Below are 26,555 nucleotides of genomic sequence, written 5' to 3'. Positions count from 1 at the left end.
GGTCTGATGGAGGTTCACGGTCAGGCTCCCGTGCCCGTAGCGACGAGGACGACGGCGACGGCCAGGACGAGCGAGCCCGCGAGCAGCGCGCCCAGGTAGGTCTGCACATTGCCGGTCTGGGCCCGGCGGACGGCGGCGCCCAGCCAGCGGGAGGCGGTGCCCGCGCCGTGCACATACGTGTCGACGACCTCGCGGTCGAGGAAGCGGACGAGCCGGGCGCCGGCCCGTACCGGCCGTACGAACAGGGCGGTGTAGACGGCGTCGAGGTGGAAGCCGACGGCGGCGTGGCGGTGCAGCGGGCCCAGGAGGAGCCGACCGGGGTCGGCGGGGTCCGGGGCGCCGGCGTTGTCGCCGTAGGCGGCGGCGTGGGTGGCGATGGCGCTCTCCTCGGAGTCCGCGGGGGCGGCGTCCGGGGCCACGGCGACCGCGCCGAGCGGGACGCGGGCGGCGAGGGCGGTGGTGTGCCGCCAGGCTCCGTACGTGATCAGGGCGCCGACGAGGGCGACGCCGGTGCCCAGAACGGAGGTGGTCAGGGTCGGGGTCAGCGAGCGGCCGTCGAACCAGTCGGGCAGGGCGGGGGTGGCCAGGCCCAGCGCGAGGGTGGGGACGAACAGCACCCACAGCACGGTGTTCATCACGAGCGGCTGCTTGCCGTGGTCGGGGGCGGTGTCCGGGCCGTTGCCGTGGAAGGCCAGCAGCCACAGGCGGGTCGCGTACCCGGCGGTGAGGAGGGCGGTGAGCAGTCCGGCGAGCAGGACGGTCCAGCCGGCCGCCGTGGGGACGGCGGCGAGCGTGCCGGCGGCCGTCGCGTGGCCGGTGGCGGCGTGTTCGGCGGCGCCCAGGACGGCTTCCTTGGAGAAGAAGCCGGCGAACGGGGGGATGGCGGCGAGGGCGAGCAGCGCGACCGTCATCGTCCAGTAGGCGTCGGGGATGCGCCGGGCCAGGCCGCGCATCCGCGACATGGCGGCGAGCGAGTTGGTGCCGGCGGCGTGGATGACCACTCCGGCGGCGAGGAAGAGGAGGGCCTTGAACGCACCGTGCGACAGGAGGTGGAAGACGGCGGCGCCGCGGTCGCCGACGGCCAGCGCGCCGGTCATGTAGCCGAGCTGGCCGACCGTCGAATAGGCGAGGACGCGTTTGATGTCGTCCTGCGCCAGGGCGGCGAGTCCGGAGCCGACCATCGTGGCCGCGGCCATGACGGCAAGGACGACCATCGCGGTGGCGGAGGCCGCGAAGACGGGGAGGAGACGGGCGACGAAGTAGACGCCGGCGGCGACCATGGTGGCCGCGTGGATGAGGGCCGAGACCGGGGTCGGGCCGGCCATCGCGTCGGGCAGCCAGGTGTGCAGCGGGAACTGGGCCGACTTGCCCGCGACGCCGGCCAGGAGCAGCAGGGCGATCAGGGTCGGGTGGTCCAGTCCGCCGACGGCCACGGTCTTGAGGATGCCGGTGATGCGGAACGTACCGGCGTCCGCGGCGAGCGCGAAGATGCCGAAGAGGAAGGGGACGTCGCCCAGCTTGGTGACGAGGAACGCCTTGAGGGACGCGGAGCGGGCGGCTTCGGTCTCCCAGTAGTGGCCGACCAGGAAGTACGAGCAGATGCCCATGATCTCCCAGCCCACCAGCAGCACCATCAGGTCGCCGGAGTAGACGACCAGCAGCATCGCGGCGGTGAAGAGGGAGACCAGGGCGGCGTAGGAGGAGTAGCGCGGGTCGTCGCGCAGGTAGCCGGTCGAGTAGAGCTGCACGCAGCAGGCGACGACCGCCACGAGTACGGCGACGAGGGCGGCGAAGCCGTCGATGTGCAGGGCGAGGTCGACGGGGACGGAGCCGGTCGGGGTGAGCCGGGTGGCGGCGTCCAGCGGGGCCTTCTCCGCGCCGGCGCCACCGCCCTGGCCGACGGCCACGACGACGGCCAGTACGGCCGCGGCGACGGTCGGCAGGATGGCCAGCGGGCGCACGAACCCGGGCGCCCGGCGGCCGGCGAAGAGGCCCGCGAGGGCGCCGAGGAAGGGGAGGAGGGGTACGAGTACGGCGGTGGTCGTGGTCGTCACGCGGCGGCCTCCGCCCGCTGGTCCGGCTTCGGCCGGCCGGCGGCACCGTCCGCACCGCCGGTGAGGTCATCGTTCGGGTCGCTGCCGTCCGGGCGTTCGGCGAGGTCGCGGAGCCGGTCGACGTCCGAGCTGCCGCGGTTGCGGTAGACGAGCAGGACGATCGCCAGGCCGATGCCGATCTCGGCGGCGGCCACGGCGATGGTGAAGAGGGTGAGCGCCTGGCCGGCGTGCAGCTTGTCGCGCAGCCAGACGTCGAACGCCACGAGGTTGAGGTTGACGGCGTTGAGCATCAGCTCGACGGACATCAGGACCAGGATCGCGTTGCGGCGGGCGAGCACGCCGTACAGGCCGACGCAGAACAGGAGGACGGCGAGGACGGCGGGATAGGCGAGGTGCATCAGCCTTGGTCCTCTCTGGTGCGTGCGGGGTCACCGGGGCGCGCGCGGCCGGCGGTCCGGCCACGGCCGGCGGCTCCGTCGCGGTCATCGGCCCGGCCGCGGCCACCGGCCTGCCCACTGCCACCGGCCTGCTTGGGGCCACCGGCCCGCTTGTGGCCATCGGCCCGCGCCCGGTCGGTGTTCCTGCGGGAGAGCACGATGGCGCCGACGAGGGCGGCGAGGAGGAGGACGGAGAGCGCTTCGAAGGGCAGCACCCAGTACTGGAACAGGCTGCGCCCGGAGGCTTCGGTGGAGCCCTGGACGGCGCCGTCCAGGTCGATCCAGGTCGTACGGAACGCGTCCGTGACGACCCAGACGAGGGCGGCGGCGGACGCGACGGCCACGGTGAGCGCGGCCCAGCGGTTGCCGGAGTCGGCGTCCGGGGAGCGGCCGATGGGCGCCTTGGTGAGCATCAGCCCGAAGAGGAGGAGGACGACGACGGACCCGACGTAGATCAGGACCTGCACCCAGGCGATGAACTCGGCGGTCAGCAGGAGGTACTCGACGGCGATGCCGCCGAGGGCGACCACCAGCCACAGGGCGGCGTGCACCAGCTGCCTGGTGGTGACGGTGACCACGGCCGCGCCGAGGGTGACGAGGCCGACGAGGAGGAAGGCGATCTCGACCCCGGTCGGGGAGAGGAAGCCGTGGCTTGCGGCGGCGAGCGTCACGCTTCCCCCTCCTGGTCCTGGCTTTCTCGGGCGGCTTGCTCACGGGCCTGCCGCTCGGCCGCTTCCTGCGCGGCGAGTTTGTCGGCGGCCTTGCGGGCGGCGGCGATCTCCTTGGGCTCCTCGGCCGCGGGGTCGAGGGCGGGCGGCTCCGGCACCGTCCACATCCATTCACGGAGTTTGTCCCGCTCGTGGGTCAGGTTGTGGATGTCGGTCTCGGCGTACTCGAACTCCGGCGACCAGAACAGCGCGTCGAACGGACACACCTCGATGCAGATACCGCAGTACATGCACAGCGAGAAGTCGATGGCGAAGCGGTCCAGGACGTTGCGGCTGCGCTCCCGGCCGCCGGGGGCGGCGGGCGGCACCGTCTCCTTGTGGGAGTCGATGTAGATGCACCAGTCCGGGCACTCACGCGCGCACAGCATGCAGACCGTGCAGTTCTCCTCGAACAGCCCGATCACGCCGCGGGTGCGCGGCGCCAGCTCGGGCTGGACATCCGGGTACTGCTCGGTGACCGAACGCTTCGTCATCGTACGAAGGGTCACGGCCAGGCCCTTGGCGAGGCCGCTGCCGGGCCAGCCGGACTTCTTCTCCGGGGCCATTACGAGATCACCACCTTGACGACGCCGGTGAGGGCGATCTGGGCGAGGGCCAGCGGGATCAGCACTGTCCAGGCCAGCTTCTGCAGCTGGTCCTCACGCAGCCGCGGGTAGCTGACGCGCAGCCAGATCACGCCGAAGGCGAGGATCGCGGTCTTCAGGAGCGTCCACAGCCAGCCGAGGCCGTCGGCGCCGAACGGCCCGTGCCAGCCGCCGAGGAACAGCACGGAGGTCAGGGCGCACAGCACGACGATCCCGGCGTACTCGGCGAGCAGGAACAGCGCGAAGCGCAGCCCGGTGTACTCGGTGTACGCGCCGAAGATGATCTCGGAGTCGGCGACCGGCATGTCGAACGGCGGCCGTTGCAGCTCGGCCAGGCCCGCCGTGAAGAAGACCAGCCCGCCGACGATCTGCCACGGCACCCACCACCAGTGGAAGGCGTCCAGGATGCCGGGCAGCGAGAGCGTGCCGGCGGCCATCGCGACGGAGGCGGCGGCGAGCAGCATCGGCAGCTCGTACGCCAGAAGCTGCGCGGCGGTACGCAACCCGCCGAGCAGCGAGAACTTGTTGGCCGAGGCCCAGCCCGCCATGAGCGAACCCAGCACACCGACGCCCATGACGGCGAGGACGAAGAAGATGCCCGCGTCCAGCGCCTGCCCGACCGCGTTGTGCGGGCCGATCGGGATGGCGATCAGGACGAGCAGGTACGGCAGCAGGGCGACGGCGGGCGCGAGCTGGAAGATGCGCCGGTCGGCACCGGCCGGTACGACGTCCTCCTTCTGCGCGAACTTCACGCCGTCGGCGACGAGCTGCGCCCAGCCGTGGAAACCGCCCGCGTACATGGGGCCGAGACGGCCCTGCATATGGGCCATGACCTTGTGCTCGGTCTGGCCGATGACCAGCGGGAAGACCAGGAAGGCGACGAAGACGGCGATCAGGCGCAGGGCGATGTCGAGGGCGTCGCTCATGGTCTGGTCCCGCCTTCTTCCTCTGCGTCGGGGTCGGTGTTCTCGGTGGGGGCGGGGGTGGGCGCGGGCGCTTCGGCGGGGGCGGGGGGCTCCGTGGCCTTGGGGCGCTCCGGAGTTTCGGGAGCCTTGGGGGCCGCTGCGGCCTCGGGGGCCTCGGACGCCTTCGTGGTGTCGCCCTCGTCCGCCGGCTTCGGTGCGTCCTCCGGTTTCGGTGCGTCCTCAGGCTTCGGCGCGTCCTCGAAGGCGGGGCGGGCGTGGTGCCACGGCGCGTCCGGGGAACCGGTGGCGCGCGGACCGGCGGCCGGGCCGGCAGCGGTCGGCCGACTGCCCGTTTCCGTGCCCGCCGACTCCTTGCCTGCGGGTTCCCGGGTGGCCGGTTCCTGGGCAGCCGCTTCCTGACCGGCCGTTCCCTGACCGGTCGCTTCCTGACCGGCCGCTCCCTGGCTGGTCGGCCCCTGGCTGGCCGACCCCTGGCTCGCGCTGCGCATCCGGCGGGCGGGGCGCTCCGGCCGGGCGGCCGGGGCCGCCGCCTCGGCGGCGGCCGTCGCCTCCGTAGCCGGTGTCCCCGTGCCACTCGCGGCGCTCGCGCCACTCGCGACGCCCTGCTGGCTCGCCGAGCCCGCGCTCGCCGTACGCGTACGACGGGCCGGCCGCTCCCCCGCCGCCCCACCGGCCGCACGGGCACCACCGGCCGCGCGGGCTCCGCGGGCCGGCCGGGCCGGGGCAGGCGGCAGCTGGCCCTTCAGCGGGCCCCACTCATTCGGATCGGGCACACCGGGCGGCAGCATCTGGCGGCGCTTGGGCCCGCCGTGCTCCGACTCGCCCGGCTCCTTCGCGCCCGGCCACGCCTTGGCGACCCGCGCCGCGAGCACGAAGTCCTTGCGCAGCGGGTGGCCCTCGAAGTTCTCCGGGAGCAGCAGCGGCTCCAGGTACGGGTGGCCGGTGAAGTCCACGCCGAACATCTCGTGCGTCTCGCGCTCGTGCCAGCCCGCGCCCGCGTACACGCCGGTGGCGGTGGGCAGTACGGCGGCGTCGTGCGGGACGGTGGTGCGCAGCACCAGACGCCGTACGGTTCCGGGCCGGGCGATGTCGGCGAGGTGCGCGCAGACGCGGAAGCCCGTACCGGGCTCGTCGACCGCGCTCAGCCAGTCGAAGTAGCTGCACCCGAGGACGTCGCGGGCGGCGGTCAGCGCCGGGATCCAGGCGTCGGCGGGCACGTCCACGGTGAGCAGCTCGTACGCCTCTTCGGCGGTCGCGCCCGGGCCGAAGACCTCGGCGGCCGGTCCCGGCAGCCAGCCGACGGCCGGTTCCGCGGCGGACGGCTCAGCTGCGGAAGGCTCCGCGGCGGACGGTTCCGTTCCGGCCTCCGGGCCCGGGACCTGTTCGTCGTTCACTGGTCGCCCGCTCCCTTCGGCTTCCCGTCACCGGCATCCGCGCCGGTCCCGGGCGTCGCTCCCGGCCCAGCGGGCTCCGGCGGCGCGACCAGCCCGCTGCGCAGCGCGGCGGGCGACGGGCCGGCCGGCGCGTCGCCGTCGCCCCCGTTGCCGTACCGCTCCCCCAGCGACTCGCGGGCGATCTTCTCCTGGAGCTTGAGGATGCCCTGCAACAGCGCCTCGGGCCGGGGCGGGCAGCCCGGTACGTACACGTCCACGGGGATGATCTGGTCGACCCCCTTGGTGACCGCGTACGAGTCCCAGTAAGGGCCTCCGCAGTTCGAGCACGCGCCGAAGGAGATGACGTACTTCGGTTCCGGCATCTGCTCGTACAGCCGCTTGACCGCGGGCGCCATCTTGTCCGTCACCGTGCCGGAGACGATCATGAGGTCGGCCTGCCGCGGCCCCGGCGCGAACGGGATCACGCCGAGCCGGATGAAGTCGTGCCGGGCCATCGACGCGGCGATGAACTCGATCGCGCAGCAGGCGAGCCCGAAGTTGAAGACCCACAGGCTGTAACGGCGGCCCCAGTTGAGGACCACCTTCATGGGTTCGGGGGCGAGCCGGGCGAGCGGGCCCAGCCGGCGCCGTTCGACGGCACCGCCGGCGGACACGACGGGCAGCTGGGCACCCGGGGCAGCGGTCGGCTTGGCGTTCGTCACGTCCATTCCAGGACGCCCTTCTTCCATGCGTAGAGCAGGCCGACGGCGAGGAAGCCGAGGAAGATGAACATCTCCACCAGCGTGACGCCGCCGAACCCGGGGGCGGCGAAGACCGTCGCCCAGGGGAACAGGAAGATCGAGTCGACGGCGAAGATCACGTACAGGAAGGCGTAGACGTAGTAGCGGACCTGGGTGTGCGCCCAGCCCTCACCCACCGGGTCCACGCCGCATTCGTAGGTGAGCAGTTTCTCCGGGGTGGGCACCACGGGCCGCAGCAGCCGCCCGGCACCGAAGGCCACGGCCACGAAGAGCACGCCGATCACGGCGATGAGCCCGACGACCGAATAGCCCTGGAAATAGTCCGCGGCAATGCTGGTGCGTACGGTCGCGTCCGGCACGTCCGCCCTCGCTCCCTGACTGCTCTTGTTCAACGACTTCGACGATCTGTACGCACGGGAGTCTAGGCCCTGCCCCGCCCCAGGTGAGCAGTCGCGTCACAGGACGGACGGCTATGGCCCGACTTCGCCCCACCTGGCCCCGTCACCGAGGCGCCACCGAGGCGCCGCCGTCAGGTTCGGCGCTGCTTCCCCGGGCCGCGCGACACCGCGCGTTCCATCACCTCGGCGGCGAGCCGCGCCGCCGCCTCGCGCGTCCGCTCGCCCAGCAGTTCGGTCCGTACGGCACCGCCGCCGGCCAGATGCCGGTCGTACGGCAGTGGCAGGACCGCCGCGCCGCCCGCCCCCAGATGCTCGACAGCTTTGCGTACGTCAATGCCCCCGTCGGGTGACGTGTGGTTGAGCACGACGACGCACGTCGGCAGCAGCCCGGGGTGCACGCCGCCCATCCACTCCAGTACGGATGCGGTCGCCAGCACGCCTTCCACGGTCGCCGGGGTCACCAGGACCCGCGCCTGCGTGGTGACCAGCGCGGTCCGCGCCACCTCGGCGGGCAGCGTCTCGCAGTCCACCACCGTGGTGGCGAAGTGGCGGCGCAGGGAGGTCATGACGGTGCGGTACGTGTCGAGATCCAGCCGCGTGCCGATCGCGCCCTGGCTGCCCGGCAGCAGCCAGCCGCCGCCCGTGAACGGCAGGAGATAACCGGTCAGGTCGGTGATCAGCATCGCCGGGTCGACGATCTGCGCCAGGTCGGTGCCCGACCAGCGCACCTCCCGCGCGCCCAGCCGGTGCGGCAGCGTGCCCAGCGCCGGATCGGCCTCCACCGCCAGCACCGGGTCGGAACGGTAGTGCGCGTAGGTGAGGGCGAGCAGGGCGGCGACGGTGGACTTGCCCGCACCGCCGCGAATGCTGGAGACGGCGAGCTGCCGCCCGGTGGACACGGGCTGCTGGATGGCGTGCGCGGCCCGGGTCAGGGCTTCGGTCTCGGCCGCGGCGGACGACGCGAACACGCGCCGCAGCGCCCGGCCCGCCCGCCGCGCGACGGATTCCCCGTGCCGGGGCTTGGCCTGCACACCGTCCAGCTCGGGCGGGAGGAGGGGGACGGAGACGGGGGTGGGTGCGAGGGGGCTGCGGGGGTGGGCGGGAGTGCCGCCCGGGTCGGGTGCCTGTTTTGCCAGGGATACGGGGGCGGTGGGGCCGGTGGGATCAGTAGGACCGGTGGGGCTGGTCGGGCCGGCAGGAGCGACCGGCGCCTGGACCGTCGGTACGGGCGCAGGCGCAGGTACGGGCGGAGGTACGGGCGCAGGCGCAGGTACGGGCGGAGGTACGGGCGCAGGCGCAGGTACGGACACAGGCGCGCCCCCCGGCAGCGGCATGGCGCCTGCCGTGGGCATGACACCGGGCGTCCCGGGCGGCGCCCCGGGTGGCGGTCCGGGCACTACAGGCGCCCCGCCACCGCTCGCACCGCCCGGCGCGTACCCGGGCATCGGCGGCACCATCCGCGCACCCCCGGGCGGCCCTTGCGCCCCCGCTGCCCCTGCGGGCTCCGTCGGCCCTGGCACTCCTGCCCGCCCCAGCTCCACCGATCGCCCCAGCTCTCCCGGCTGCCCCGGCTGTCCCGTCATGACCCCTCCGCCGCCCCTTCTGATCAGACTGATCGATGTACTCGACCGTCGCGGCCGATCATTTTGGCCGACCCGGCCGACCATTTCGATCGGCCTTTCGATCGACCGCGCGCCCATAACCCGTACAACGCCCATCCCCGTACAACAGGCGGCCACTGCACGCACCCATGGCTACGGCCAGCCGCACGCCACAAGCACCCACAGCTACAGCAAACGGTCAAAAACCCCGAACGCCCCGAGCCCGACCGGAATCAGCGCCACCACACTCACCGCCTCGACCACATCGGTCAGGCGGCGCAGCAGCACCCGTACGTGTTCCGGCAGCCGTACGGCGAGTGCCGCGACCGGCAGCGCCGCCAGCAGGCCCAGCACGACCAGCGCGCCCGCCGGGCTGCCGGCGTCCGCCCACAGCAGGACGAGCCGTACGCAGACCGCCGCCCCGGCCGTCAGCAGCGCCACGACCTCCAGGGCCAACGGGTAGGCGCGCGCCCGCGAGAACAGCACGACACACAGCAGCACCGCGCCCGCGACCGCCCAGCCGTCGGCCGGCCCGGACGCGCCCGCGCCATCCCCGACCGCTCCGGCGGCCCCGGCGGCCCCGGCGGCCCCCACGGTCAGCAATCCGGCCGCCCCCGCCGACCCGGCCAGCGTGACAGCGGCCGGCAGGAGCCACCGGTGCGTGGCACCCAGCGCCGCCGCGACCCGGTGGCTGCGCACCGGCGCACCACCGGAGTGCCGGTCGTCCAGGCGCGTCAGTCCGGCCACCATGAGGGCGAGCCGCGGCAGGTATCCCAGCGCCAGTACGGACACCAGGCCCAGCAGGACGCCTGCCCGCGCCGGGCCGGCGACCGCCAGCCCCGCTTCCCACACGCCCACCGTGGCCGCGGCCGTCGCCGCCCCGAGGACGCCGCCCCGCCCCAGGCCCGCACAGAGCCCGAGGAGGGCGAGCAGCGCCGCCACCGTCAGCCCGACGGCGGCCAGGCGCGCCGCGCCGTCCGATGTCACGTCCCAGGAGGCGAGCACCCCGAGCACGCCGCCCACCAGGAGCAGCGCCGTACCCAGCGCCCGCTTGCCGAGCAGGGCGCCGGCCGCCGCACCGGCACCGGCCGCGATCACCGCGGCCACGCCGAGCCACGGCCCGGCCTGCTCCGGCCCGTACGTGTGTCCGGCGAGCACCCCGGCCACGGCAGCCGACAGCGTCCCGGCCGCGACCGCCGTCCACGTCCGGCTGCGCTCGCCCCATCGCCAGGCGGACCTCTCGTCCCACCGCCGGGCCGACACGTCGAGGCCGTCCGCCACCTCGCCCGCGCCGCTGGGTGCTGCGGGTGTCCCCGGCGTCTCCCGTTCCCGGAGCAGCCTCAGTACGGCTCCGTCGGTCACGTGCGCGGAAGCGAGCGTCTCGCCCTGCGCGAGGACCGCTCCGCCGGCCGTCACCAGGCGGCACCGCGACGGCTCGTGCGCCATCGGATCACCGATCGCCCGCAGCATCTCGGGCAGCAGCGTGCCCACCGGCTCGTGCGCGGGCACCACCAGATCCACCCGTCGCCGTTCGCCCGCCAGCACCACCCGTCGCAACGCCCCGCGCATCCCGGTCTCAGCACTCACCATGCCGGCGCCGCCCCCGTATCAGCCCCCGTGAAAGGCCCCATGATGTCGACGGACAGGCGCAGGGCCGGTCGTCGAGGGCCGGTCCGTGTCCTACGCACCGCGCCTGACCACCACGGTGCCGGCCACCTTGTCGTGCAGGCACTGCCGAAACGGTTCGTCCCAGCAGCACCACAGCACGTTGAGCAGTCCCAGGAACGGGACGACGCCCATCGGGATGACGACGGCCCAGCGGCCGAGCGCCCGCCCGAACGACAGCGGCGCCCCGTTGTCCAGCCGGGCGACGCGCAGCCCACAGATCCGCTTGCCGAAGGTGCCGCCGAACTTCCAGTTCATGAACGGCTCGTACAGAAACACCGCGAGGACGGCGGCGATACCGATCAGCGCCGACGGAACGCCGACCGCGGCACCGCGCGGCAGCACGGCCTGGATGAGGGCCACCAGCGCCATCACCCCGAATACCGCGGCGAACTGGAAGACCACGTCCAGCAACCGCGCGCCGAGCCGCGCGCCCTGATTGGCCAACATGGCCGGCGGCGGCCCGCCCAGCTGCGCTCCATAGGAGTAGCCCTGCGCCCCCGGCACCTGTCCGTACCCGTAGGCCCCCTGCTCCCCGTACGCCCCTTGCTGCCCATACGGGCCCTGCTGACCGTACGGCGCCTGCCGGCCGTACGGATTCTGCTGCCCGTATGTCCCCTGTTGTCCGTACGGACCCTGCTGTCCGTACGGGCCCTGCTGGTACTCACTCATGCCGCAGATCCAAGCTGCCCGTACCGCCTCCGCACAAGCCGCGCCCTGCCCTGGCCACGGCGGTGGGGGTGAGGAAAACCCCACCCCGGGTCACCGACGTTCCCCATGGTCACCGCGGGGGGCACCCGGCAAGCTAGGACGTATGACCGCACGCTCCGCTCATGATCGACACCGCGATCGTTCCCCGGGCCGGGCCGCGCCGTCGCCCGCCGCCGGTCACGGCGGTGGCCACGGCGCCGACGACCCGCTGCCGCCGCCGCGGGCCGCGCTCGCCCCCGCGACCTGGCGGGAGATCCTCCACCTCCTGACCGACTTCCCGCTGGGCGTGCCCGCCTTCGTCGTGGTGACGGTGTGGCTGGTGACGGGGATCGGGCTGTCCGTCACCGTCGTCGGGCTGCCGCTGCTCGCGGCGGGGCTCCTGGTGTGCCGGCAGTACGGGAAGCTGGAGCGTGCCCGCGCACGGCGCCTGCTGGGCGTGCGGGTGGACGAGCCGAGTCCGCTGCGGGCGGCGGGGAACGGTTTCTTCTCCTGGCTCTGGGTACGGCTGAAGGACCCGGTGGGGTGGCGGCACGCGCTGTACGCGTTCATCCGGCTGCCGTGGGCGGTCCTGACCTTCCCGGTCGTGCTCGTCTCGCTCTTCGTCGCCTGGCCGGCCCTGCCCTGGATCGCGCGCGGGCTGGCGAACGCCGACCGGATGATGGTGCGCGGTCTGCTGTCGCCCTCCGACGAGCTGGAACGGCGGATCGCCGAGCTGAAACTGGACCGTGCAACGGTCTCCGACACGGCCACCGCCGACCTGCGCCGCATCGAACGGGACCTGCACGACGGCGCGCAGGCCCGGCTCGTCGCGCTGGCGATGGGGCTCGGGCTGGCGAAGGAGAAGCTGCTGGAGGACCCGGACGCGGCGGCGCAGATGGTCGACGAGGCGCACGGCGAGGTGAAGCTCGCCCTCCAGGAGCTGCGGGATCTCGCGCGCGGCATCCATCCGGCGATCCTCACCGACCGCGGCCTGGGCCCGGCCCTGTCGGCCCTCGCCGGACGCTGCACCGTGCCGGTCGAGGTGGAGGTGGACGTACCGGACCGGCCCGCGCCGGCGATCGAGGGCATCGCCTACTTCACCGTCTCCGAGCTGCTGCAGAACGTCTCCAAGCACAGTGGCGCGCGGTCGGCGCGGGTCGAGATCTGGCGTGCGCAGGACCGGCTGCTGATCCAGGTCCAGGACGACGGGCGCGGCGGTGCCCGGTTGGACGGCGGCAGCGGGATGGCCGGGCTGGCGGAACGGCTGGGCTCGGTGGACGGACTGTTCGTCCTCGACTCCCCGGTCGGCGGACCGACGCGGGTGACGGCCGAACTGCCGTGGCGCGACCGCGGACAGGACCGGAGCCGGGCCACGGGGAAGGGCGGGGCCAAGGAGCGGTCCGAAGGCCGGAGGCGGGAACGCCGGCGGACGGACGCGAGCCGCTGAGGGACGTCCGCAGCTGAGAGACGTCCGCAGCCGACGGACGCGGGGACCGGCCGGGCGCGAGGGCCGAGCGCCGGGCCGCGCACCAACCTCACGCCCCACACCCGCGCACCACGCCCAGGCACCGGACGCCCCCGCTCTCGGCGGGGCGGGGGGTGGGGGTGGGGAAAACCCCAGGTTGAAGACTGCGCTTTGCCTCATGGTGCTGACGGCGCCGAGCGCGGACGCTGGAGGTAGCCGGCAGAGCTGGGACCAGCGGCGCCGGCGGCGACAGCAGTTGAACGTGACCGCGGGCGCGGCAGAGCCCCGCCGGCAAGCCGACCCGGACCTGGCAGAACGGACGACGAGACGATGGACACCGCGTACGGACCCCACCCCTCGGCCTCACGCGTACCCACCGCGCTGCGCGCCCCGTTCTCGGGGCGTACCTGGCGGGAGTTCCTCTACCTCCTCCTCAGCCTCCCCGTCTCGATCCTGATGTTCGGCTACGCCATCACGATGACCTCGGTCAGCGCCGGTCTGCTGGTCACCTTCCTGGGCATACCGCTCCTCGCGGGTGCGCTGATCGGGTGCCGCGGCATGGGCACCCTGGAGCGGGTCCGGGCCCGTGCCCTGCTGGGGCTGGACGTGGACCACCCCGAGCCGATACGCCCCGCCAAGCCGGGCTTCATGAGCTGGGTCGGCGCGGTCCTCAAGAGCGGTGCCTCCTGGCGCCACCTCCTGTACTCGGTCCTGCACTTCCCCTGGGCGCTCTTCGCCTTCTGCTTCTCGGTGACGTTCTGGGCGATGGGCTGGTCGCTGCTGCTCTACCCGGCGTGGCAGTGGACGTTCCCCTCCTACCTCGACCAGCCCGGCATCCAGCTGTGGGGCAACGGGTACGGCGACGGCATCTACCTGGACACCCCCGCCGGAATGGCGGTGGCCAGTGGGCTCGGGCTGATACTCGTCCTGGCCGGGCCGTGGGTGATACGCGGGCTGGCCCACGTGGACCGCGTTCTGGTCCACGGGCTGCTCGGCCCCTCCCCGCTCGCCACCCGCGTCACCGAGCTGGAGACGGACCGCGGCGTGGTCGTGGACACCGCCGCCGACGACCTGCGCCGCATCGAGCGCGACCTGCACGACGGCGCGCAGGCCCGGCTCGTCGCGCTGGCCATGGACCTGGGCCTGGCCAAGGAGAAGCTCGCCGAGGACCCGCAGGCCGCGGCCAAGATGGTGGACGAGGCGCACGGCGAGGTGAAGACAGCCCTCCAGGAGCTGCGGGATCTCGCGCGCGGCATCCACCCGGCGATCCTCACCGACCGCGGCCTGGGCCCGGCCCTGTCGGCCCTCGCCGCCCGCTGCACCGTGCCGGTCAAGGTCTCCGTGGACCTGGACCACCGTCCGGCCGCGGCGATCGAGGGCATCGCCTACTTCACCGTCTCCGAGCTGCTGCAGAACGTCTCCAAGCATGCGCGGGCGACCGGCGCCACCGTGGACGTGTGGCATGCGGGCGACCGGGTCATGGTCCTCGTGACGGACAACGGCCAGGGCGGCGCGACCACGGAGGCCGGCAGCGGGCTGGCGGGCCTGGCGGAACGCCTCGACTCGGTCGACGGCCTCCTCGTCGTCGACTCCCCCGTGGGCGGCCCGACAGCCATCACCGCCGAACTCCCCTGGCGCGGCTGACCCGCCCCACCCCACCCACACCCCACCGAGCCCCCACCACCCCACCGCACCATCACCCCAGCCCCACCACACAACCACCCCGGCCCGACAGCCGGCCCGGTAGCCAGCCCGACGTCCGGCCCGACAGCAGGCCCGGCAACCGCCAGGGCAACCGGCCCGGCGCCCGAGCCGGGCCCGCCCGCCACCGCCCCGCCCCGGACTCCGCCCCCGCTCCTTCCGGACCGGTCCCCGCCAATCCCGGCGGTTGGGGGCGGGTGGGTCCGGATGCTGGGATGCTGGGGGGCGCAGGGTGGGAAGAAACGGAATGTGGGGGCTTGCAGAGTCGTGGAGGACAGGGTGCGGGTGGTCATCGCCGAGGATTCGGTGCTGCTTCGGGAGGGGCTGACCCGGTTGCTGACCGACCGTGGACACGAGGTCGTGGCGGGGGTGGGCGACGCCGAGGCGTTGATCAAGGTCATCGGTGAGCTGGCCGCCGAGGAAGAGCTGCCGGACGTGGTCGTGGCGGACGTCCGGATGCCGCCGACGCACACGGACGAAGGGGTGCGGGCCGCGGTCCGGCTGCGGCGCGACCACCCGGGGCTGGGGGTGCTGGTGCTGTCGCAGTACGTGGAAGAGCAGTACGCGACGGAATTGCTGGCGGGATCCAGTCACGGCGTCGGCTATCTCCTCAAGGACCGGGTAGCTGAAGTGCGGGAGTTCGTCGACGCGGTGGTCCGGGTCGCCGAGGGGGGAACCGCGCTCGACCCCGAAGTGGTCGCGCAGCTCCTGGGCCGCAGCCGTAAGCAGGACGTGCTGGCGAACCTCACGCCACGGGAACGGGAGGTCCTGGGGCTGATGGCCGAGGGGCGGACGAACTCCGCGATCGCACGGCAGCTGGTGGTGAGCGACGGTGCGGTGGAGAAGCACGTCAGCAACATCTTCCTCAAGCTGGGCCTGTCCCAGAGTGACGGGGATCACCGCCGGGTGCTGGCCGTCCTCACCTATCTCAACTCCTGAGAAATCCGACACGCCGTCAGTTGCGCAGGTTGCGGGCCGTCCGCAGGACGGACCGGGACCTAAGGAGTAGAACCAATGGCCGAGGCGCGAGCGTCTTGGAGAAGGGGGCCGGGGGGCGGTTGTTCCATGACAAAACCTGACAGAACGGCGTCTCGCGCCGGCGTCCATCATGTGATCGGCCCAGGGAAGGCGACCCTTACCCACGTACGATGGTCGTGGGACGACCGGTCGGCACGACGAGTCCCGAGCCACCGCCCCGAGGGAGGTCCGAAGCAGTGACCAGCCAGGTCAGCAGCCAAGCCGAGCAGGCCGACGGAGCGCTCACCGGGGAGCCGCAGGCTCCCGGGACCGGCGCCGACGGCAACGGCGGGAAGAACGGCGGTAAAGAGGTACGTCGCCTGGACCGGGTGATCATCCGGTTCGCGGGCGACTCCGGCGACGGTATGCAGCTCACCGGTGACCGGTTCACGTCCGAGACGGCGACCTTCGGCAACGACCTGTCGACGCTGCCGAACTTCCCCGCCGAGATCCGGGCCCCCGCCGGCACCCTGCCCGGCGTCTCCAGCTTCCAGCTGCACTTCGCGGACCATGACATCCTCACCCCCGGTGACGCGCCCAACGTGCTGGTGGCGATGAACCCCGCCGCGCTGAAGGCGAATCTGGGGGACGTGCCGCGCGGCGCGGAGATCATCGTCAACACGGACGAGTTCACCAAGCGCCCGATGGCGAAGGTGGGCTATGAGGTCAGTCCGCTGGAGGACGGGTCGCTTCAGGCCTACAACGTCCATCCGGTGCCGCTGACGACGCTGACGATCGAGGCGCTCAAGGACTTCGGGCTCTCCCGCAAGGAGGCCGAGCGCTCCAAGAACATGTTCGCGCTGGGCCTGCTGTCGTGGATGTACCACCGGCCGACCGAGGGCACCGAAGCGTTCCTGCGGCAGAAGTTCGCCAAGAAGCCGGACATCGCCGAGGCGAATGTCGCCGCGTTCCGCGCGGGCTGGAACTTCGGTGAGACCACCGAGGACTTCGCGGTCTCCTACGAGGTCGCGCCGGCCACCCAGGCCTTCCCGACCGGCACGTACCGCAACATCTCCGGCAACCTGGCCCTGTCCTACGGCCTGATCGCCGCCGGGCAGCAGGCCGACCTGCCGCTGTACCTGGGCTCGTACCCGATCACCCCGGCCTCGGACATCCTGCACGAGCTGTCCAAGCACAAGAACTTCGGTGTGCGCACCTTCCAGGCCGAGGACGAGATCGCCGGCATCGGCGCGGCACTGGGCGCCGCTTTCGGCGGTGCGCTCGCGGTGACCACCACCTCCGGCCCGGGTGTGGCGCTGAAGTCGGAGACCATCGGGCTCGCGGTCTCCCTGGAACTGCCGCTGCTGATCGTGGACATCCAGCGCGGTGGCCCGTCCACCGGCCTGCCCACCAAGACCGAGCAGGCCGACCTGCTCCAGGCGATGTACGGGCGCAACGGCGAGGCGCCGGTGCCGATCGTGGCGCCGCGCACCCCCGCCGACTGCTTCGACGCGGCCCTGGACGCGGCGCGTATCGCGCTGACCTACCGCACCCCGGTCTTCCTGCTGTCCGACGGCTACCTGGCCAACGGCTCCGAGCCGTGGCGCATCCCGGAGGTCGATGAACTGCCTGACCTGCGCGTGCAGTTCGCCTCCGGGCCCAACCACACGCTGGCGGACGGCACCGAGGTGTTCTGGCCGTACAAGCGCGACGAGCAGACGCTGGCCCGCCCGTGGGCGGTGCCCGGCACGCCCGGTCTGGAGCACCGCATCGGCGGCATCGAGAAGCAGGACGGCACGGGCAACATCTCCTACGACCCGGCCAACCACGACTTCATGGTGCGCACCCGCCAGGCGAAGGTCGACGGCATCGAGGTCCCGGACCTGGAGGTCGACGACCCGACGGTGGACGCGGCCGTCCGCGACGGCCAGGGCGCGGCCGCCGCGCAGGGTGCCGACACCCTGGTGCTGGGCTGGGGTTCGACGTACGGGCCGATCACCGCGGCGGTGCGGCGCGTACGGCGGGACGGCGGGCGCATCGCCCAGGCCCATCTGCGCCACCTCAACCCCTTCCCGCGGAATCTCGGCGCGGTGCTGGCGCGTTACGACAAGGTGGTCGTACCGGAGATGAACCTCGGCCAGCTCGCCACCCTGCTGCGGGCCAAGTACCTCGTCGACGCCCGCTCGCACACCCAGGTCAGCGGGATGCCGTTCAAGGCCGAGCAGCTTGCGGAGGTCTTTAAGGAGGCCATCAATGACTGAGACGATCGCGGAGGGGACCTCGACGATCGAGGCGCTTTCCCTGGTGCCCAAGGCCGAGGGCAAGCAGTCGATGAAGGACTTCAAGTCCGATCAGGAAGTGCGCTGGTGTCCCGGCTGCGGTGATTACGCGGTGCTCGCCGCCGTCCAGGGCTTCATGCCCGAACTCGGCCTGGCGAAGGAGAACATCGTCTTCGTCTCGGGCATCGGCTGCTCGTCCCGCTTCCCGTACTACATGAACACCTACGGGATGCACTCCATCCACGGCCGCGCCCCGGCCATCGCCACCGGCCTGGCCTCCTCCCGCCGCGATCTGTCCGTCTGGGTGGTCACCGGCGACGGCGACGCGCTGTCCATCGGCGGCAACCACCTCATCCACGCCCTGCGCCGCAACGTCAACCTCAAGATCCTGCTGTTCAACAACCGGATCTACGGTCTGACCAAGGGCCAGTACAGCCCCACCTCCGAGGTCGGCAAGATCACGAAGTCGACGCCGATGGGCTCCCTCGACGCGCCCTTCAACCCGGTCTCGCTGGCCCTGGGCGCCGAGGCGTCCTTCGTGGCCCGCACCGTCGACTCCGACCGCAAGCACCTGACCGGCGTGCTGCGGGCGGCGGCCGCCCACCCGGGCACCGCGCTGGTGGAGATCTACCAGAACTGCAACATCTTCAACGACGGCGCCTTCGAGGTCCTCAAGGACAAGCAGCAGGCCGAGGAAGCCGTCATCCGCCTGGAACACGGGCAGCCCATCCGCTTCGGCGCGCCCGCCGAGGACGGTCTCGGCTCCAAGGGCGTGGTACGGGATCCGGCCACCGGCGACCTCAAGATCATCGACGTGACGGCGGAGGGCGCGGACGCGGTGCTCGTCCACGACGCGCACAGCCCCTCCCCGACCACCGCCTTCGCCCTGTCCCGCCTCGCCGACCCGGACACCCTGCACCACACTCCCATCGGCGTGCTGCGCAACGTGGACCGCCCGGTCTACGACACGCTCATGAGCGACCAGCTGGACACCGCCATCGAGCAGAAGGGCAAGGGCGACCTGGCCTCCCTGCTCGCCGGCAACGACACCTGGACGGTGGTCGGCTGAGCAGTCGGCCACGGGCTTCCGGTGCCCGTACGGGACGTCTTCGGACGTCGCGTACGGGCACCGTCGTTTTTCCAGGCGCCGTCCTGTCCCGCCCCCTCGCTGCGCCCGGAAAGCAGCGCCGCCACGGACTGTCATGACCGTATCCCGATACGGGCATGACAGTAGGCCCGGCGGGCGTTACCTTCGGAGCGCGACCCGCACCCCCGCCGGCGCAGATGGAGCAGCATTCACCCGGAGGACCCCTTGCCACCCCAGTCCGACCAGCGCACAGGACTCGTCTACGGCACCGCCGCGTACGTGATGTGGGGCCTGCTCCCGCTGTACTGGCACCTGCTGGGCGACCTGGCCCCCGCCGAGATCCTGGCCCACCGCATGGTGTGGTCGCTGCCGGTGGCCGTCGTGATCCTGGCCCTGATGCGCCGCTGGTCGTGGGTGCCCCGGCTGCTGCGGCAGCCCAAGCGGCTCGGTCTGGTGCTGGTCTGCGCCGCGGTCATCTCCGTCAACTGGTTCCTGTACATCTGGGCCGTCAACAGCGGCCACGTCCTCGAAGCGAGCCTCGGGTACTTCATCAACCCGCTGGTCAGCATCGCCTTCGGCGTCCTGGTGCTGCGCGAGCGGCTGCGGCCGTTGCAGTGGACCGCGGTCGGCGTGGGCACCGCGGCAGTGGTCGTGATGGCCGTGGCGTACGGCAAGGTGCCCTGGATCTCGCTCGGCCTGGCGCTCACCTTCGCCACGTACGGCCTGGTCAAGAAGGGCGTGAAGCTGGACGGCATCGAGGGCTTCAGTGCCGAGACGGCGATCCAGTTCCTGCCCGCGCTCGGCATCCTGGGCTACCTCGGCGCGCGCGGCGAGGCCGGGTTCCTCACCGGCGGGGTGGGGCAGATGCTGCTGCTGATGGGCTGCGGTGTGGCCACCGCGCTGCCGCTGATCGCCTTCGGCGCCTCGGCGATGCGCCTGCCGCTGTCCGTGCTCGGCATGCTCCAGTACCTGGCGCCGACCTTCCAGTTCGTCCTCGGCCTGCTGGTCTTCCACGAGGAGATGCCGCCGGAGCGCTGGGCGGGCTTCGGGCTCGTGTGGCTGGCGCTGGTGGTGCTGACGTACGACGCGGTCCGTACCGCCCGCTCCGCCCGTACGGCGTTGGCCACGGCCCGGGAGGCGGCGCAGGAAGCGGCCCAGGAGGCGACCGCGGCGCTGGACCCGGAGACCTCGCAGCCCGGGTCGGAGGCCACCGCGGAAGTCCCGGAAGCCGCTCCGGAAACCACCCCGGAACTGGGCGCCGGCCGGCGCTGATCCGGTGGCCGCCGGGGCCTGACCCCGGCGCCGCCGGGCCCCGGCCCCCGCGAGCGATATACGGGCCGGGGTGTCCGGATTCCGTCTTGTCAGCGGGCCACGGCGCGCCCAGCATCAGCTTCGCGCCATGCACGGTCCGTTCACCTCACGTTCGGAATCCGGAGACCCCTCATGCCATGGACTGCCGAAAGACCCATCTCGACCAGGCGTTTTCGAAGATCTGACAGCGGCCGGGGCAGCGGTCCCGGCGGCCTCGGGCTCGCTGCCGCCGGTGCCGTACTCGGCCTGATCGTTGCGATACCCGGGGCGGCCGGCGCGGCCACCGCCGCGCCCGCCGCCGCCCGCTCCACCGCCCCCACCACAACCGCCGCCGCCCCCGACATACCGGTGGCCAACGTCAAAGCCCATCTGAGCCAGCTCCAGTCGATAGCCACCGCGAACGGCGGCAACCGGGCCCACGGCCGGCCCGGCTACAAGGCCTCGATCGACTACATCAAGGGCAAGCTGGACGCCGCCGGCTTCACCACCACCGTGCAGCAGTTCACCACCGGCGGCACCACCGGCTACAACCTCATCGCCGACTGGCCCGGTGGCGACCCGGACCAGATCCTGATGGCCGGCGCGCACCTGGACTCCGTCAGCGCGGGCCCCGGCATCAACGACAACGGCTCCGGCTCGGCCGCGGTCCTCGAAACAGCGCTGGCCGTCGCCCGCACCGGCGCCACACCCGCCAAGCACCTGCGGTTCGGCTGGTGGGGCGCCGAGGAGCTGGGCATGCGCGGCTCCCAGTACTACGTCGGCCGACTGGCCGCGGCGGAGCGGGCGAAGTTCACCGGCTACCTGAACTTCGACATGGTGGGCTCCCCCAACCCCGGCTATTTCGTCTACGACGACGACCGCACCATCGAGGGCGTCTTCAAGTCCTACTTCGCCTCGCTGAACGTCCCCACGGAGATCGAGACCGAGGGCGACGGCCGCAGCGACCACGCGCCCTTCAAGAACGTCGGCATCGCCGTCGGCGGCCTGTTCTCCGGCGCCGACTACACCAAGACGGCCGCCCAGGCGCAGAAGTGGGGCGGTACGGCGGGCCAGCCCTTCGACCGCTGCTACCACCGCTCCTGCGACACCTCGTCGAACATCAACGACACCGCGCTGGACCGCAACAGCGACGCCGTCGCCCACGCGGTGTGGACCCTGGGCGTCGGCTCGACCACCCCGCCGGACGGCGCCGTCTTCGAGAACACCGACGACGTCCGGATCCCGGACGCGGGTGCCGCGGTCACCTCGTCGGTGACGGTCTCCGGGCGTACGGGCAACGCGCCGGCCGCCCTGAAGACCGGTGTGGACATCAAGCACAGCTACCGCGGCGACCTGGCCATCGACCTCGTCGGACCGAGCGGGCGGACGTACCGGCTGAAGAACTCCAGCGGCTCGGACTCGGCGGCAAACGTGATCACCACGTACACCGTGGACGCGTCCGCGGAGCCGGCCAACGGCACCTGGCAGCTGCGGGTGCAGGACCTCGGGCCGCAGGACACCGGCTACATCGACAGCTGGAAGCTGACCTTCTGACGGCCGTCGGCAGCGGCGGACCGTGAACACCCGGCGCGGGGCGTTGCGGCATCCATCAGACCGTGACGTCCCGCGTCGTGAAACGCGCCCAGGCGGCGGAGCCGAAGACCGCCGCGTACAGCGCCTGGAGGCCGAGGTTCTGCTGGAGCCGGTCCCAGTAGACGGGGTCGCGCAGCACGTCGGCGAAGGACAGCCAGTGGTGCGGGAAGAGGTACGGCTGTATCGCGTGCAGCTGCGGGATGGTGTCCAGGATCTGCACCATGATCAACAGGCCGACCGTGGTGGCCATCGCGGCGATACCGCTGTTGGTGAGCGTGGAGACGAACAGGCCGATCGCCGCGACCCCGACCAGGGACAGGGCCACCACCGCCGCCACCGCCAGCGCGCGCAGCAGTCCCTCGCCGAACGGCACGGTCGTCCCGGACAGCAGCGTCACCTCGCCGACGGGGAACAGCAGCGCGCCGGTCACCAGCGCCGACACCGCCACGACCAACGTCGCCACCAGGCAGAACGTCAGCGTCGTCGCGTACTTGACCAGCAGCAGCCTGGTCCGCCCGGCCGGTGCGACGAGCAGGTAGCGCAGCGTACCGGTGTGCGCCTCGCCGGCGACGGCGTCCCCGGCGATCACGCCGACCGCCAGCGGCAGGAAGACCGGCAGGGTGACGGCGAGCGAGGTGAAGACCAGGAAGAGACCGTTGTTGGTGATCTGGGAGACGAACGCGGCGCCGCCCGAACCGCCCGTTCCGCCCTCGTCGCCACTCGTCTCGATCTTCACGGCGACGCCGATCAGGACCGGTACGGCGGCCAGGACGGCGAGCAGCACGAGGGTGCGCCAGCGCCGGAAGGTCGTCCCGATCTCGTTCCGCAGCAGGCCGAGCGACAGCAGGGTACGCGGCGCACGACGGACGGCAGCGCCCCCGGCGGTGCCCTCGGCCCGAACGCCCGCTCCCCCGCCCGTCACAGTCCCACCGCGCGCTCCCCCGGCCCCGGCCTCCCCGGTGCCCTGCACGTTCTCCGCCGGCTCAGCCCGCGACATCGAAGCCCTCCCCCGTGAGCTGTACGAAGACGTCCTCCAGGGACGCCCGTTGCGTGCCGAAGGCCCGTACCCGCACGCCGGACCGCACCAGCGCGGCGTTGATCTCCGCGGGGTCGGGCGGCCCGCCGGCCGGTGCCGGCAGTTCCCCGGTCACCCGCTCGTCCGTGACCACGAGGTCGGTGATCCCGTACTCCTTGAGCACCCGCGCCGCTTCGGCGGGGTCGGGCGTGCCCACCACCAGCCGGCCGCGGGCGCCCGCGGCCAGCGCGGCGACCGTGCCCTGGGTGACCAGCCGCCCGCGCGCCATCACCGCGGCGTGCGTGCAGACCTGCTCGATCTCGTCCAGGAGGTGGGAGGAGAGGAAGACGGTGGTGCCGTCGCCCGCCAGCTCCCTGACGAGCGTACGGATCTCGCGCATGCCCTGCGGGTCCAGGCCGTTGGTCGGCTCGTCCAGCACGAGCAGCTCCCGGGGTTGCAGGAGCGCCGCGGCCAGCCCCAGCCGCTGCTTCATGCCCAGCGAGTACGCGCGGGCCTTCTTGCGGGCGGCGGCGGCCAGCCCGACCCGGTCCAGGGCCCGGTCCACCCGCCGTGCCCGCGTCCGCGGATCGGCGGCCGGGTCGGCGGCGTCGAACCGGACGAGGTTGTCGCGTCCGCTGAGGAACCCGTACAGGGCCGGTCCCTCGATGAGGGCGCCGACCCTGGGGAGCACCCGGCGGGCCGCCCGCGGCATCGGCTCGCCGAGCAGCCGCGCCCCGCCGGCGGACGGCTCGATCAGGCCGAGCAGCATCCGGATGGTGGTGGTCTTGCCCGAGCCGTTGGGGCCGAGGAAGCCGAAGACGCTGCCGCGCGGTACGGCGAGGTCGAGCCGGTCGACGGCGAGCTGCCCGCCGCGGTACGTCTTGGTCAGACCCCGGGTCTCGATCACCCGGTCCCCGGCGGACGGCTGCGTCATCGGCTCCCCAACTGGTCGGACCTGTGACCGCGGGCCGGTCGCGCCCGGGGCCCGGAGGGCGGGGCGGGACCGGACGGCCCGCCCCGCCGCGTGCTCAGAGCTACTTGGCGGCCTCGGCCGCCTTGATCAGGGACTCCTTGTCCACGGCACCGGCGTAGACCGAGCCGTCGTCCGTCACCAGTGCGTTGACCAGGCGGGTGCTGAACAGACGGCCGGAGCCGAACTTCCCGTTCACCTTCTCGCCCAGGCTGTCCAGCAGCTTGGCCGCGTCACCGGAGGCGTTCTTGCCTGCCGAGGACAGTCCGGAGCCGGTGCCCTTCACATGGGCTATGGAGGTCCAGCCGTGGCCTATGACCTCGAAGCCGCCCTTCGCCCGGCCGGCGCCGTCCTTGCCGCCCTTGCCGTCCTGACCGGTCAGGCCGTACCGCCCCAGGATGCCCTTGAGGTCCTCGGCGGTCCGCCGCTGGTCGGCGCGGTGCCGGCCCTCGGCCTTGTCGCCGTCCACGACCTTGGCGCCCTTCGGCGGCTTGAAGTCGAAGGTGCCGGCCGCGGGCTTGGCGAAGTCGACGGAGGTGAAGCCCACGTCGACCGCCGCGGCGCCGCCGCCCTTGGGCGTGAGCGTGAACTTCAGCGGCACGCCGGTCTCGGCGTCCACCGAGATCCGTATCGAGTCGACCGTGGAGCCGGCCTGCTTGGGCTTGACCGAGAGCTGGTAGGCGTCCCGCCCGGCCACCTTGGCCGTGCCGTCGACCGAGACCGAGGTGGTGTCGCCGACCGCGTCCAGCGCCTTCTTGGCCAGCTCCTGCGGGGTGGCGTTCTTCAGGTCCGCGGACTCACCGGACTTGCCGGACTTGTCCGAACCGTGCCGCCCCTTCCCCGCGTCGGCCGGCACCGTGCTGTGGTACGCGGTGTTGCTGCTGCTGTCATAACCCCACAGGTCGCTGCCGTTGTGGACGAGGCTGTACTCGGCGGTCCTGCCGACGACCGAGACCCGCTGCCGGTCCGGCCCGTCGGCGGCGACGCGCAGGGTGTGCGACCCGGACGCGAGGTCCAGCAGCCGGCTCTGCGGGCTCGCGGAGGAGCCGTTGCCGCCGCCCTCGTCACCGCCGCCCTTGCCTGCGGACCCGCCGCCGAAGGCACCGGCGCCGCTGCCGGACAGGGCGGCGGGCAGGCCCAGGTCGGTGCTCGTGCGCACCGTGCCGGACAGCTGCTGCACGTCGGACTTCGCGACCTTCGCCATGAGGTCCTGCGCCGAGATCTCGGGCAGGTCCGGAGAGCCGGAGCCGGCGAAGGCCGGGACCAGTCCGATCGAGGCCGCCGCGACGCCCACGACCGCGACCGGGATCGCGTACCGCATCGTCCTGCGGCGCTTCGCGGAGCGCCCCCCGTCCCCGTCCCACTCGTCGGTGACCTGTGTCGGTTGGTTCCGTGGCATGTGCCCTACCTCCGTCGTAAGCGGCGGCTTGCTGCGCGACGCACTCGCACGCATGTGTACGCACTCGTCCCACTCCCGGGCTCATTGTGACCCGTACCGCCGTGGCGTGGTGCTGTTCATCCCACCAAATCGGCCAGACGTCGGCGTCAGCCCCCGGGTCCAACTCCTCGTACTCCCGTGGGATGACCTCACATGGCCACAGGGCGGAGCCGGTACGGCTGAAGGCGGAGCGGACCCTGAGGGGCGCCGGGGCCCCAGAGGTGCCACGGGCACCCATGACCGCACGCGTGCCCGGGGTTTCGCGGGTGTCACGGCGCCCCGTAGAGCACACGTTCACCCCGCCCGGTGCACCACCGAGTCGCACAGCCCCTCCAGGGCCGTCTTCGCCATGCACTCCGGCAGCGGCGCCAGCGTGGTCCGCGCCTCCTCCGCGTAGCGCACGGTGTCGCGGCGGGCCTGCTCCAGCGCCGGGTGGGCGCGCAGCCCGGCCAGCGCCTCGGCGTGCCGGGCGTCGTCGGTCAGGTCCCCGGCCAGCAGGTCGCGCAGCTCGCGGTCCTTGTCGGTGCCGTGCTCGCCGTCGGCCAGCGCCCGCAGGTGCAGGACCGGCAGCGTCGGGATGCCCTCGCGCAGGTCCGTGCCGGGGGTCTTGCCGGACTCGTGGGAGTCGCTGGCGATGTCCAGGACGTCGTCGGCGAGCTGGAAGGCGGTGCCGAGCCGTTCGCCGTACTGGGTCAGGATGTTGACCGTGGTCTCGTCGGCGCCGGACATCATCGCCCCGAAGCGGCCCGCGACGGCGATCAGCGAGCCGGTCTTGCCCGCGATGACGTCCAGGTAGTGGTCGATCGGGTCCCGGCCGTCGCGCGGTCCGGCCGTCTCCAGGATCTGGCCGGTCACCAGGCGTTCGAACGCCTCGGCCTGAATGCGTACGGCCTCCGGGCCGAGGTCGGCCAGTATGTGCGAGGCGCGCGCGAAGAGGAAGTCGCCGGTCAGTACGGCCACGGAGTTGCCCCAGCGGGCGTTGGCGCTGGCCACCCCGCGGCGTACGTCCGCCTCGTCCATCACGTCGTCGTGGTAGAGCGTCGCCAGGTGCGTCAGCTCGACGACGACGGCGGACGGGACGACGCCCGGCGTGTGCGGGTCGCCGAACTGCGCGGCCAGCATCGCCAGCAGCGGCCGGAACCGCTTGCCACCTGCGCGGACGAGATGCTGGGCGGCTTCGGTGATGAACGGCACGTCGGATTTGGTGGCCTCCAGCAGGCCTTCCTCGACAGCCGCCAACCCGGCCTGGACATCGGCCTCAAGAGCCTGGTCCCGCACGCTCAGCCCAAAGGGCCCGACGACGGTCACGAGGGGTACTCCTGTCTGCTGACGATCAAACGGAATGTCGATCTGTCGCTGTCTCCACCATTGGCCAGCGTATCCGGTCGCCGTTGGATCACCGTGAGCGCCCGCCCCTCCGAAGCGCTCGAACGGTGTGCGGGCCCTTCGGGCCCCGTACGGACGCAGCAGGCAGCCGTCCGGTATGCCCGTGATCCACCGATGATGGGGATTTGTCGCAGCAGAAAGGGAGCCGGAACACCCG

Annotated in this window: 22 protein-coding genes; 7 read left to right on the top strand and 15 right to left on the bottom strand. The window is 72.6% G+C overall.

All coding sequences use genetic code 11. The features are described 5' to 3' along the window. Nucleotides 1–20: 20 nt before the first annotated feature. The 11 genes from ACH4FX_RS00670 to ACH4FX_RS00620 form a co-directional block, all read right to left on the bottom strand. Nucleotides 21–2,054, bottom strand: coding sequence for an NADH-quinone oxidoreductase subunit L (locus tag ACH4FX_RS00670; protein WP_398474031.1), 2,034 nt, complete (start codon nucleotides 2,052–2,054; stop codon nucleotides 21–23). Then, entirely contained in the window at nucleotides 2,051–2,452 is a 402-nt protein-coding gene (gene nuoK, locus ACH4FX_RS00665) for an NADH-quinone oxidoreductase subunit NuoK (RefSeq protein ID WP_398474030.1), read from the bottom strand. Before nuoK ends, ACH4FX_RS00670 begins: the two co-directional genes overlap by 4 nt. Then, a complete protein-coding gene (locus tag ACH4FX_RS00660) occupies nucleotides 2,452–3,162 on the bottom strand; it encodes an NADH-quinone oxidoreductase subunit J (RefSeq protein ID WP_398474029.1) in 711 nt (236 codons plus the stop codon). The genes nuoK and ACH4FX_RS00660 overlap by 1 nt, the downstream gene beginning before the upstream one ends. Next, nucleotides 3,159–3,764: a NuoI/complex I 23 kDa subunit family protein gene (locus ACH4FX_RS00655; RefSeq protein ID WP_398474028.1), complete on the bottom strand. Its 606-nt coding sequence runs from the start codon at nucleotides 3,762–3,764 to the stop codon at nucleotides 3,159–3,161. Before ACH4FX_RS00655 ends, ACH4FX_RS00660 begins: the two co-directional genes overlap by 4 nt. After that, complete coding sequence (locus tag ACH4FX_RS00650; protein ID WP_398474027.1) at nucleotides 3,764–4,729, bottom strand: NADH-quinone oxidoreductase subunit H; 966 nt, start codon at nucleotides 4,727–4,729, stop codon at nucleotides 3,764–3,766. The genes ACH4FX_RS00655 and ACH4FX_RS00650 overlap by 1 nt, the downstream gene beginning before the upstream one ends. Then, nucleotides 4,726–6,123: an NADH-quinone oxidoreductase subunit C gene (locus ACH4FX_RS00645; protein WP_398474026.1), complete on the bottom strand. Its 1,398-nt coding sequence runs from the start codon at nucleotides 6,121–6,123 to the stop codon at nucleotides 4,726–4,728. Before ACH4FX_RS00645 ends, ACH4FX_RS00650 begins: the two co-directional genes overlap by 4 nt. Beyond that, nucleotides 6,120–6,830 (bottom strand): NADH-quinone oxidoreductase subunit B, encoded by a 711-nt coding sequence (locus ACH4FX_RS00640; protein ID WP_398474025.1) that lies wholly within the window; start codon nucleotides 6,828–6,830, stop codon nucleotides 6,120–6,122. Before ACH4FX_RS00640 ends, ACH4FX_RS00645 begins: the two co-directional genes overlap by 4 nt. After that, nucleotides 6,821–7,222 carry an NADH-quinone oxidoreductase subunit A gene (locus ACH4FX_RS00635; RefSeq protein ID WP_003983386.1) on the bottom strand — a complete coding sequence of 134 codons (402 nt, stop codon included), beginning with the start codon at nucleotides 7,220–7,222 and terminating at the stop codon, nucleotides 6,821–6,823. The genes ACH4FX_RS00640 and ACH4FX_RS00635 overlap by 10 nt, the downstream gene beginning before the upstream one ends. A 170-nt stretch (nucleotides 7,223–7,392) precedes the next feature. Continuing rightward, complete coding sequence (locus tag ACH4FX_RS00630) at nucleotides 7,393–8,292, bottom strand: hypothetical protein (RefSeq protein ID WP_398474024.1); 900 nt, start codon at nucleotides 8,290–8,292, stop codon at nucleotides 7,393–7,395. A 756-nt stretch (nucleotides 8,293–9,048) separates the two neighbouring features. After that, the gene (locus ACH4FX_RS00625; protein WP_398474023.1) at nucleotides 9,049–10,452 is read right to left on the bottom strand and encodes an EsaB/YukD family protein; all 1,404 of its coding nucleotides are present in this window, start codon (nucleotides 10,450–10,452) and stop codon (nucleotides 9,049–9,051) included. Nucleotides 10,453–10,542: 90 nt separating this feature from the next. Next, nucleotides 10,543–11,199: an RDD family protein gene (locus tag ACH4FX_RS00620; protein WP_398474022.1), complete on the bottom strand. Its 657-nt coding sequence runs from the start codon at nucleotides 11,197–11,199 to the stop codon at nucleotides 10,543–10,545. Between the two features lie 142 nt (nucleotides 11,200–11,341). Here ACH4FX_RS00620 and ACH4FX_RS00615 point away from each other — a divergent pair, with 142 nt between their 5' ends. From ACH4FX_RS00615 to ACH4FX_RS00585, 7 genes are all read left to right on the top strand, one after another. Then, a complete protein-coding gene (locus ACH4FX_RS00615; RefSeq protein WP_398474021.1) occupies nucleotides 11,342–12,664 on the top strand; it encodes a sensor histidine kinase in 1,323 nt (440 codons plus the stop codon). Between the two features lie 348 nt (nucleotides 12,665–13,012). Then, a complete protein-coding gene (locus ACH4FX_RS00610) occupies nucleotides 13,013–14,326 on the top strand; it encodes a sensor histidine kinase (RefSeq protein ID WP_398474020.1) in 1,314 nt (437 codons plus the stop codon). 336 nt (nucleotides 14,327–14,662) lie between these two features. Further along, nucleotides 14,663–15,322, top strand: a complete 660-nt coding sequence (locus tag ACH4FX_RS00605; protein ID WP_398474574.1) for a LuxR C-terminal-related transcriptional regulator — start codon at nucleotides 14,663–14,665, stop codon at nucleotides 15,320–15,322. A 275-nt stretch (nucleotides 15,323–15,597) separates the two neighbouring features. Next, on the top strand, nucleotides 15,598–17,601 hold the full coding sequence (locus ACH4FX_RS00600) for a 2-oxoacid:acceptor oxidoreductase subunit alpha (RefSeq protein ID WP_398474019.1): 2,004 nt from the start codon (nucleotides 15,598–15,600) through the stop codon (nucleotides 17,599–17,601). After that, complete coding sequence (locus ACH4FX_RS00595) at nucleotides 17,594–18,688, top strand: 2-oxoacid:ferredoxin oxidoreductase subunit beta (protein ID WP_398474018.1); 1,095 nt, start codon at nucleotides 17,594–17,596, stop codon at nucleotides 18,686–18,688. Before ACH4FX_RS00600 ends, ACH4FX_RS00595 begins: the two co-directional genes overlap by 8 nt. Before the next feature lie 243 nt (nucleotides 18,689–18,931). Next, nucleotides 18,932–19,978 (top strand): EamA family transporter RarD, encoded by a 1,047-nt coding sequence (rarD, locus tag ACH4FX_RS00590; RefSeq protein WP_398474017.1) that lies wholly within the window; start codon nucleotides 18,932–18,934, stop codon nucleotides 19,976–19,978. A 171-nt stretch (nucleotides 19,979–20,149) separates the two neighbouring features. Continuing rightward, nucleotides 20,150–21,550 (top strand): M28 family metallopeptidase, encoded by a 1,401-nt coding sequence (locus ACH4FX_RS00585; RefSeq protein WP_398474016.1) that lies wholly within the window; start codon nucleotides 20,150–20,152, stop codon nucleotides 21,548–21,550. Nucleotides 21,551–21,605: 55 nt separating this feature from the next. Here ACH4FX_RS00585 and ACH4FX_RS00580 read toward each other — a convergent pair whose 3' ends face one another. The 4 genes from ACH4FX_RS00580 to ACH4FX_RS00565 form a co-directional block, all read right to left on the bottom strand. Beyond that, nucleotides 21,606–22,586 carry an ABC transporter permease gene (locus ACH4FX_RS00580; RefSeq protein ID WP_398474015.1) on the bottom strand — a complete coding sequence of 327 codons (981 nt, stop codon included), beginning with the start codon at nucleotides 22,584–22,586 and terminating at the stop codon, nucleotides 21,606–21,608. Further along, complete coding sequence (locus ACH4FX_RS00575) at nucleotides 22,573–23,538, bottom strand: ABC transporter ATP-binding protein (protein WP_398474014.1); 966 nt, start codon at nucleotides 23,536–23,538, stop codon at nucleotides 22,573–22,575. Before ACH4FX_RS00575 ends, ACH4FX_RS00580 begins: the two co-directional genes overlap by 14 nt. A 100-nt stretch (nucleotides 23,539–23,638) precedes the next feature. Next, on the bottom strand, nucleotides 23,639–24,973 hold the full coding sequence (locus tag ACH4FX_RS00570) for an outer membrane lipoprotein carrier protein LolA (protein WP_398474013.1): 1,335 nt from the start codon (nucleotides 24,971–24,973) through the stop codon (nucleotides 23,639–23,641). A 333-nt stretch (nucleotides 24,974–25,306) separates the two neighbouring features. Further along, nucleotides 25,307–26,320 carry a polyprenyl synthetase family protein gene (locus ACH4FX_RS00565; protein ID WP_398474012.1) on the bottom strand — a complete coding sequence of 338 codons (1,014 nt, stop codon included), beginning with the start codon at nucleotides 26,318–26,320 and terminating at the stop codon, nucleotides 25,307–25,309. Nucleotides 26,321–26,555 lie beyond the last annotated feature (235 nt).

This window comes from Streptomyces sp. NPDC018019 (genome assembly GCF_044327805.1).
Lineage (GTDB): Bacteria > Actinomycetota > Actinomycetes > Streptomycetales > Streptomycetaceae > Streptomyces.
This window is presented reverse-complemented; position numbering and strand designations above follow the sequence as displayed.